This window comes from Acidisphaera rubrifaciens HS-AP3 (genome assembly GCF_000964365.1).
In the GTDB taxonomy this organism is placed as follows: domain Bacteria; phylum Pseudomonadota; class Alphaproteobacteria; order Acetobacterales; family Acetobacteraceae; genus Acidisphaera; species Acidisphaera rubrifaciens.
Genome location: NZ_BANB01000162.1, coordinates 1 through 8018 on the forward strand (window position 1 = coordinate 1; position 8018 = coordinate 8018).

Sequence of the window (8018 nt, forward strand, 5' to 3'; positions counted from 1 at the left end):
ACCGCCTGGTTGGCCCCCTTGCCGCCCGGCTGGACGAGCGCCGCCGGCGCCAGCACCGTCTCGCCCCGCGCCGGCAGGGCGGCGAGCGGGAAGATCAGGTCGAGATTGACCGAACCGAGGACGACGATCACCGCCCGCCCCTCGCCCTGCCGGCCGCGCCTCAGCCGCCGGTCAGCGCCGCCTGCAGTTCCGCCCATTCGCGCGACGACAGGCCGCTGTCGCGCGGCGCCACCGCCTCGCCCGCCAGCATCCGCCGCACCACCGCCAGCATCGGCGCCGACAGCGTGACGGCGCCGAGCCGGTAGTCGCGGAAGGCGGCGGCGGTCAGCGGCACCCACGCGTCAAGTACGCCCAGCATCGCCTCGGCATAGGCGCGTATCTCGTACTGCGCGTGCGCGTCGGCCCGCAGCGCGAGAAAGCCGAGCAGGTTGTGCAGGTCGGTCTTCCAGTACCACTGCGTATAGGTGTTCAGCGTCAGGTTCATGCGCGCCAGCTCGCGCGCGAGACCCGCGCGCGACGGATCGCGCGGCTGCCCCGCCTCGTCCTCGTTCAGCATGGCGAGATAGTGGTCGTGGCAGCGCGCGGCGTCGTCACGCAGGGTGCGCAAAACCTCCGCCGCCTCGTCCGGCCCCAGCACGTCGCCCCGTCCCTGCCGGTTCGTCGCCGATTGTGCGGCCAGATGCGCGGCGTCCGGGATGTAGAACTCGCGGTCCATCACCGAATACCGGGCGGAATATTCGTTCACGTTCGCCGTGCGGTGGCGGATCCACTGCCGGGCGACGAAGATCGGCAACTTCACGTGGAACTTGATCTCGCACATCTCGAACGGGGTCGAGTGGCGGTGACGCATCAGGTAGCGGATCAGCCCGGCATCCTCGGACACCCGCTTGGTGCCGCGTCCATAGGAGACGCGCGCCGCCTGCACCACGGCGGCATCGTCGCCCATGTAGTCCACGACCCGCACGAAGCCGTGGTCGAGCACCGGCAGGGCGCGCGCCAGCAGGGCCTCCAGCGCGGGCACGGTGGGGCGGGCGGTTTCGGCGCGGCCGGCGCGGACGGCGTCGATCTCGCGCTGCTGGTCGTCGGTCAGGGGCATGGTGGTCCTCCTGCGTCGCTGCACCGTCCGCGGCCATCGTCGGCGGGCCGGTGGATTCGCCGCGAGAGGCGTCCTATATCTGTTGGGCCGGCTTGCCGGCTATGGCGATAAACGGTGCGCGGAATAAGCGTTGTGGACCCGGGGGCAGTGCCCGGCGCCTCCACCAAGGGGGGCGAAACAGGCTCGACACGCGTGGTAAAGGCCCATTTTTCGCTCGGCATGGTTCCGCCGTTATCGGGCCATTCTACAGGTGCCAACGACAACGAGGCACTCGCTCTCGCCGCGTAAGCGGTGTTAGCGCGGTTCGGGGGGCACCGGGCAACAGAAGCCCCCCACTCGCCCCGCCCCGGCCGACCGTCGCCCGCGTGCGCGCCCGTCCCAGCCCCGGCGCGCGACCATTTGCGTACCGCGGCGGGCGCGCTACAGACACGCCCATGAGCGATGACGCCACCCCGCCGGAAAGCCTGCTTCCCTATGAGGACTGGATGGAACAGGCGCTGCGCCGCGTGGTGCAGACGGCGCTGGACCATGCCGCGCGGCACGGGCTGCCCGGCGCGCACCATTTCTACATCACCTTCCGCACCGATCATCCGGGCGTGGTGATCCCGCCGCGCCTGCGCGCGCAGTATCCGCAGGAAATGACCATCGTCCTGCAGCACCAGTACGACCATCTGGTGGTGGACGACGAGGCCGCGATGTTCTCGGTCCGCCTGTCGTTCGGCGGCATCCCCGCCACGCTGGCGGTGCCGTTCGCCGCGGTCGTGGGCTTCGCCGATCCCGCCGTGCGCTTCGCCCTGCAGTTCCGCGCGGCCGGGGCGGAGGGCGAGGATCTCGACGGCGGGGACGCCCCCGCCGACGAGACGGAGGAAGCCGCCGCGCCGCCGCCGCCCCCGCCGCCATCAAGCGAGCCGCAGGTCGTCAGCCTCGACGCCTTCCGCCGCCGGCCGGTCAAGGAGTAGCCGATGAACGCGCCGCTGCCCCGCCCGACGGGCTTTCTCTATGCGCCGATGTTTCCCCTCGGCCCGGACGCGACGCCCTACAAGCGCCTGCCGATCGAGGGCGTGCGGACGCTCGACTGCAACGGGCGGCAGATGCTGTCGGTGTCGCCCGAGGCGCTGAGCGCGCTGGCCTTCCAGGCGTTCCACGAGGTGTCGCACCTCTTGCGCCCGACGCATCTCGCCTCGCTGCGCGCCATCCTCGACGACCCGGAGGCGAGCGACAACGACCGCTTCGTCGCGCTCGACCTGCTCAAGAACGCCAACATCGCGGCCGGCGGCGTGCTGCCGATGTGCCAGGACACGGGCACCGCCATCGTGTTCGGCAAGAAGGGCCAGCGCGTCTGGATCGAGGGCAACGAGGAGGAGGCGCTCAGCCTCGGCGTCCACCGCACCTATACCGAGACCAACCTGCGCTATTCGCAGATGGCGCCGCTGTCGATGTTCGAGGAGGTCAACACCGGCAACAACCTGCCGGTGCAGTTCGACATCGCGGCCGCCCCCGGCGACGACCACGCCGACGAGTTCCACCTGATGTTCGTCGCCAAGGGCGGCGGGTCGGCCAACAAGACGTTCCTGTTCCAGGAGACGCGCGCGATCCTGACGCCGCAGAAACTGGCGGCCTATATCGGCACGAAGATCAGGACGCTCGGCACCTCCGCCTGCCCGCCCTATCACCTCGCCATCGTCATCGGCGGCACGAGTGCCGAGGCGAACCTCAAGACCGTCAAGCTCGCCTCCACGCGCTGGCTCGATGCGCTGCCCACGTCCGGCAGCCGCGCGGGTCATGCCTTCCGCGATCTGGAGATGGAGCAGGAGGTGCTGCGGCTGTCGCGCGAGACCGGCATCGGCGCGCAGTTCGGCGGCAAGTATTTCTGCCACGACGTGCGCGTGATCCGCCTGCCCCGCCACGGCGCGAGCCTGCCGGTGGGCATCGGCGTCTCGTGCAGCGCCGACCGCCAGATCAAGGCGAAGATCACGCCCGACGGCGTGTTCCTCGAGGCGCTGGAGACTGATCCGGCGAAATACCTGCCGGAGACGACGGACGCGCATCTGGGCGGCGAGGCGGTCGCGATCGACCTCAATCAGCCGATGGACGCGATCCGCCGCACGCTGTCGGCCTATCCCGTCAAGACCCGCGTCATGCTGACCGGCACGATGGTCGTCGCCCGCGACATCGCGCACGCCAAGCTCAAGGAGCGGCTCGACCGCGGCGAGGGCCTGCCCGACTACATCAAGAACCATCCCGTCTATTATGCCGGCCCGGCCAAGACGCCGGACGGGTATGCGACCGGCAGCTTCGGTCCCACCACGGCGGGGCGCATGGACAGCTACGTGGCCGAGTTCCAGGCGGCGGGCGGCAGCCTGGTGATGCTGGCCAAGGGCAACCGTTCGCGCGCGGTGCGCGAGGCCTGCCGCGCCCATGGCGGCTTCTACCTCGGCAGCGTCGGCGGACCCGCCGCGCGGCTGGCGCAGGACTGCATCCGCCGGGTCGAGGTGCTCGAATACCCGGAGCTCGGCATGGAGGCGGTCTGGCGCATCGAGGTGGAGAATTTCCCCGCCTTCATCGTCATCGACGACAAGGGCAACGATTTCTACGAAGGGTTGGACTGAGTCATGCGATTCACCGTCGACCGGCTCGACCACCTCGTCATCAACTGCCGCGATGTCGATATCAGCGCCGCCTGGTACCAGCGCGTGCTCGGCATGGACCGCGAGGAATTCGGGTCGGAGCTGCGCACCGCGCTGAAGTTCGGCGGGCAGAAGCTCAATCTCCGGCCGCACGACCACGACACCCGCTCCTGGATCGCCGCCGCGACCTGCGCGCCGGGGACGCAGGATCTGTGCTTCGTCACCGCGGTGCCGACCGAGGACATCATCGAGCACCTCCAGGCCTGCAAGGTCGTGGTCGAACTCGGGCCGATCGCCCGCGAGGGCGCGCTCGGCGCCATGATGTCGGTCTATTGCCGCGACCCCGACGGCAACCTGATCGAGATCGCGACCTACGGCTCCGAGTGAAGGCGGCCGATTTCGACTACGCGCTGCCGCCCGACCGCATCGCCCAGCATCCGGCGCGGCCGCGCGACGCGGCGCGGCTGCTGCACGTCGCGGGCGATGGGCTGCGTGACCGCACGGTGCGCGATCTGCCGTCGCTGCTGCGCCCGAACGACGTGCTCGTGGTCAACGACACGCGGGTGATCCCGGCGCAGCTTGTCGCGCGACGAGGGGCCGCGCGCATCGGCATCACCCTCGACCGGCCGCTGGCCGACGGCACTTGGCACGCGCTTGCGCGCAACGCGCGGCGGCTGCGGGTCGGCGACGTGCTGTCTTTCGATGGCGACGCGACGCTTGCGGCCGAGGTGGCGGCGCGCGACCCGGATGGCGGCGTCGCGCTGCGCTTCCACACCGACGACCTGGCGGCGTCGCTGCGCCGCGCCGGGGCGCTGGCGCTGCCGCCCTATATCGACCGGCCGGCGGGGCCGACAGAGGACGACGGCTCGGACTACCAGACCGTCTATGCCGCGACCGAGGGCGCCGTCGCCGCCCCCACCGCCGGGCTGCATTTCACCCCGGCGCTGCTCGACGCCCTCGCCGCCCGCGGCATCGGGCGCGTCCACGTGACGCTGCATGTCGGCGCGGGCACCTTCCTGCCGATGCGCGGCGAGGAGGTGCGGGACCACCGGATGCACGCCGAGCGCGGCATGATCGGCGCGGCGGCGGTGGCCGCGATCAACGAAGCCCGGGCGGCCGGCGGCCGTGTCGTGGCGGTCGGCACCACCACGCTGCGCCTGCTGGAGACCGCCGCCGCCGATGGCACGCTGCGCCCATGGGCGGGCGAGACCGATCTGTTCATCCTGCCGGGCTTCCGGTTCCAGGCGGTGGACATGCTGCTGACCAACTTCCACCTGCCCCGCTCGACCCTGTTCATGCTGGTCTGCGCCTTCGCCGGCGAGGCGCGGATGCGCGGCGCCTACAGCCACGCGATCGCGGCGGGGTACCGGTTCTACTCCTACGGCGACGCGAGCCTGCTGGAGCGTGCATGCGACTGACCTGGGACGCGGCGGCGCGCGACGGCGCGGCGCGGGCGGGGACGCTGCGGACGGCGCATGGCGACGTGCCGACCCCGACTTTCATGCCGGTCGGCACCGCCGGGACGGTGAAGGCGATGACGGCGGATGCGGTGCGGGCGACCGGGGCGGGCATCGTGCTGGGCAACACCTATCACCTGATGCTGCGTCCGGGCGCCGAGCGCGTGGCGGCGCTGGGCGGGCTGCACCGGTTCATGGACTGGCCCGGCCCGATCCTGACCGACAGCGGCGGGTTTCAGGTCATGTCGCTGTCGAAGCTGCGCGAGATCGACGCCGGCGGGGTGACGTTCCAGTCCCACCTCGACGGCAGCCGCCACCGGCTGACGCCCGCGCGGGCGATGGACATCCAGCACAAGCTGGACGCGACGATCACCATGGTGCTCGACGAATGCACGCCGTGGCCGGCGACCGAGGAACAGGCCGGCGCCTCGCTCGCCCTGTCGATGCGCTGGGCGGCGGAGGCGCGGGTGGCGTTCGTGGCGCGGCCCGGCTACGGGCTGTTCGGCATCGTCCAGGGCGGCACCTATCCGCATCTGCGGGCGCAAAGCGTGGAGGCCCTGACCGCGATCGGCTTCGACGGCTATGCGGTGGGCGGCCTCGCGGTGGGCGAGGGGCAGGCGCTGATGTTCGCCACGCTCGACGTGACCGTGCCGCTGCTGCCGGGGGATGCGCCGCGCTACCTGATGGGCGTGGGCACGCCGGACGACCTCGTGGGCGCGGTCACGCGCGGGATCGACATGTTCGACTGCGTGATCCCGACCCGCGCCGGCCGCACCGCCCGCGCCTTCGTGCCGGAGGGGACGCTCAATCTCCGCAACGCCCGCCATGCCGGCGCGGACGTCCCGCTGCAGGACGGCTGCCCCTGCCCCGCCTGCACCCGCCACAGCCGCGCCTATCTGCATCACCTGTTCCGGGCGGGGGAAATGCTGGGGCCGATGCTGCTGACATGGCATAACCTCACCTACTATCAGGCGCTGATGCGAGGGATGCGCGACGCGATCCTCGACGGGCGCTTTGCCGGACATGCCGCGGCGCTGCGCGCCGGCTGGCGCCGGCCGGACGAGACCGATGACCCATGAGCGATGATCTGAGCCACCTGACCCAGCTTGGGCGGACCACCCCGCTGCCGGCGAGCCCCGAGGCGGCAGTGCTGGAGCGCGTCGCCAACCCGTCGCCGGGCCGCGCCTATCTGGTGCGCTTCACCTGCCCGGAATTCACGTCGCTGTGCCCGCTGACCGGCCAGCCGGATTTCGCGCATATCGTGCTGGACTACGTGCCGCGCGACTGGATCGTGGAGAGCAAGTCGCTGAAGCTCTACCTCGCCAGTTTCCGCAACGAGGGCGCGTTCCACGAGGCCTGCACCATGCGGATCGCCGAACGTCTGGTCGCCTTGCTCGACCCGGTCTGGCTGCGCATCGGCGCCTATTGGTACCCGCGCGGCGGGATGCCGATCGACGTGTTCTGGCAGACCGGCGCGCCGCCGGACGGGGTCTGGGTGCCGCCGCAGGACGTGCCCGGCTATCGTGGCCGGGGCTGACCACGCCTCGCACGATCCGCGCGCGGCCATAAGGGCGCGTGCCCACGCGCTCGGCTTCCAGGCGGTCGGCTTCTGCGCGGCGGCGCTGGGCGCGGAGGCGTCCGCCCGTCTGGCCGACTTCCTGGCCGCCGGCTGGCACGGCGGCATGGGCTGGATGGAGCGGCGTGCGGCGCAGCGCGCCGACCCGCGCGCGCTGTGGCCGCAGGCGCGCAGCGTCATCGCGCTCGGCCTGTCCTATGCCCCCGCCGAGGACCCGCTGGCGGTCCTGGCGCGGCCGGACCGGGGGAACATTTCGGTCTACGCACGAAACCGCGACTACCACGAGGTGTTCAAGGGACGGCTGAAGACGCTGGCGCAGTTCGTGGTCGCCCGCTACGGGCCGGAGGTGAAGGTTTTCGTGGATACCGCGCCAGTGATGGAAAAGCCGCTCGCCGCGCGGGCGGGCCTGGGCTGGCAGGGCAAGCACACCAACCTCGTGTCGCGGCGACATGGGTCGTGGCTGTTCCTCGGTGAGATCTACACCACGCTCGACCTGCCGGAAGACGCGCCGCATGCCGATCGCTGCGGGTCCTGCACGCGCTGCCTGCGGGCCTGCCCGACGGATGCGTTTCCCGCGCCCTACCGCCTGGATGCGCGGCGCTGCATTTCCTACCTGACCATCGAGCATCATGGCCCGATCCCGGAGGCGCTGCGCCCTGCCATCGGCAACCGCATCTATGGCTGCGACGACTGCCTTGCCGCCTGTCCCTGGAACCGCTTCGCGCAGGCGGGGCGGGAGGCGAAGCTGCAGGCGCGCCCGGACCTGACCGCCCCCGCCCTGTCGGAGCTGGCCGCGCTGGACGATACCGGATTCCGCGCCCGGTTCGCCGGCACCGCCATCAAGCGGATCGGGCGCGACCGATTCGCCCGCAACGTCGCGGTCGCGATCGGCAATGCGGGCGAGCCCGCCCTCCTGCCCGCCGCGACGCGCCTGGCCGCCGACGCGGACCCTGTGGTGGCGGAGGCCGGCGCCTGGGCCGGCGCCCGGCTGGCGGGACGGGTATGAGCCGCCTGCTCAAGCGCAGCTTCTCGCTCGCCGGCCACCGCACCAGCGTGGCGCTCGAGGCGGAGTTCTGGGACGCGCTGGCCGAGATCGCCGCCGCCGATCAGCGCGCCGTCTCCGCCCTGGTGGCCGAGGTGGACCGCACCCGCGAGACCGACATGCCGCTCGCCTCGTCGTTGCGGGTGCTTGCCCTGAAGCATTTCAGGGCCGGGCGTTAAGACTGCCGTTACCTAAAGCGCCGGAGACTTCGACGAGGCGA

Annotated in this window: 9 protein-coding genes and 1 other RNA gene; 9 read left to right on the forward strand and 1 reads right to left on the reverse strand. The window is 71.5% G+C overall.

Annotated features, from left to right (window positions below):
* Positions 1-160: 160 nt before the first annotated feature.
* Positions 161-1096, reverse strand: coding sequence for an FAD-dependent thymidylate synthase (gene thyX, locus B8460_RS05885; RefSeq protein WP_048860654.1), 936 nt, complete (start codon positions 1094-1096; stop codon positions 161-163).
* A gap of 47 nt (positions 1097-1143) precedes the next feature.
* Here thyX and ssrA point away from each other — a divergent pair.
* From ssrA to B8460_RS05930, 9 genes are all read left to right on the forward strand, one after another.
* Positions 1144-1433, forward strand: a transfer-messenger RNA (tmRNA) gene (gene ssrA / locus B8460_RS05890).
* Positions 1434-1530: 97 nt separating this feature from the next.
* On the forward strand, positions 1531-2055 hold the full coding sequence (locus B8460_RS05895) for an SspB family protein (protein ID WP_048860655.1): 525 nt from the start codon (positions 1531-1533) through the stop codon (positions 2053-2055).
* A gap of 3 nt (positions 2056-2058) precedes the next feature.
* Positions 2059-3705 (forward strand): fumarate hydratase, encoded by a 1647-nt coding sequence (locus B8460_RS05900; RefSeq protein WP_048860656.1) that lies wholly within the window; start codon positions 2059-2061, stop codon positions 3703-3705.
* A gap of 3 nt (positions 3706-3708) precedes the next feature.
* Entirely contained in the window at positions 3709-4110 is a 402-nt protein-coding gene (locus B8460_RS05905; protein ID WP_048860657.1) for a VOC family protein, read from the forward strand.
* Complete coding sequence (queA, locus tag B8460_RS05910; RefSeq protein ID WP_048860658.1) at positions 4107-5141, forward strand: tRNA preQ1(34) S-adenosylmethionine ribosyltransferase-isomerase QueA; 1035 nt, start codon at positions 4107-4109, stop codon at positions 5139-5141. Before B8460_RS05905 ends, queA begins: the two co-directional genes overlap by 4 nt.
* Positions 5132-6259, forward strand: coding sequence for a tRNA guanosine(34) transglycosylase Tgt (gene tgt / locus B8460_RS05915; protein ID WP_048860659.1), 1128 nt, complete (start codon positions 5132-5134; stop codon positions 6257-6259). The genes queA and tgt overlap by 10 nt, the downstream gene beginning before the upstream one ends.
* A complete protein-coding gene (queF, locus tag B8460_RS05920; protein ID WP_048860660.1) occupies positions 6256-6717 on the forward strand; it encodes a preQ(1) synthase in 462 nt (153 codons plus the stop codon). The genes tgt and queF overlap by 4 nt, the downstream gene beginning before the upstream one ends.
* Positions 6704-7762 (forward strand): tRNA epoxyqueuosine(34) reductase QueG, encoded by a 1059-nt coding sequence (gene queG, locus B8460_RS05925; RefSeq protein WP_048860661.1) that lies wholly within the window; start codon positions 6704-6706, stop codon positions 7760-7762. Before queF ends, queG begins: the two co-directional genes overlap by 14 nt.
* Positions 7759-7977 carry a ribbon-helix-helix domain-containing protein gene (locus B8460_RS05930; protein WP_048860662.1) on the forward strand — a complete coding sequence of 73 codons (219 nt, stop codon included), beginning with the start codon at positions 7759-7761 and terminating at the stop codon, positions 7975-7977. Before queG ends, B8460_RS05930 begins: the two co-directional genes overlap by 4 nt.
* Positions 7978-8018: the final 41 nt, after the last annotated feature.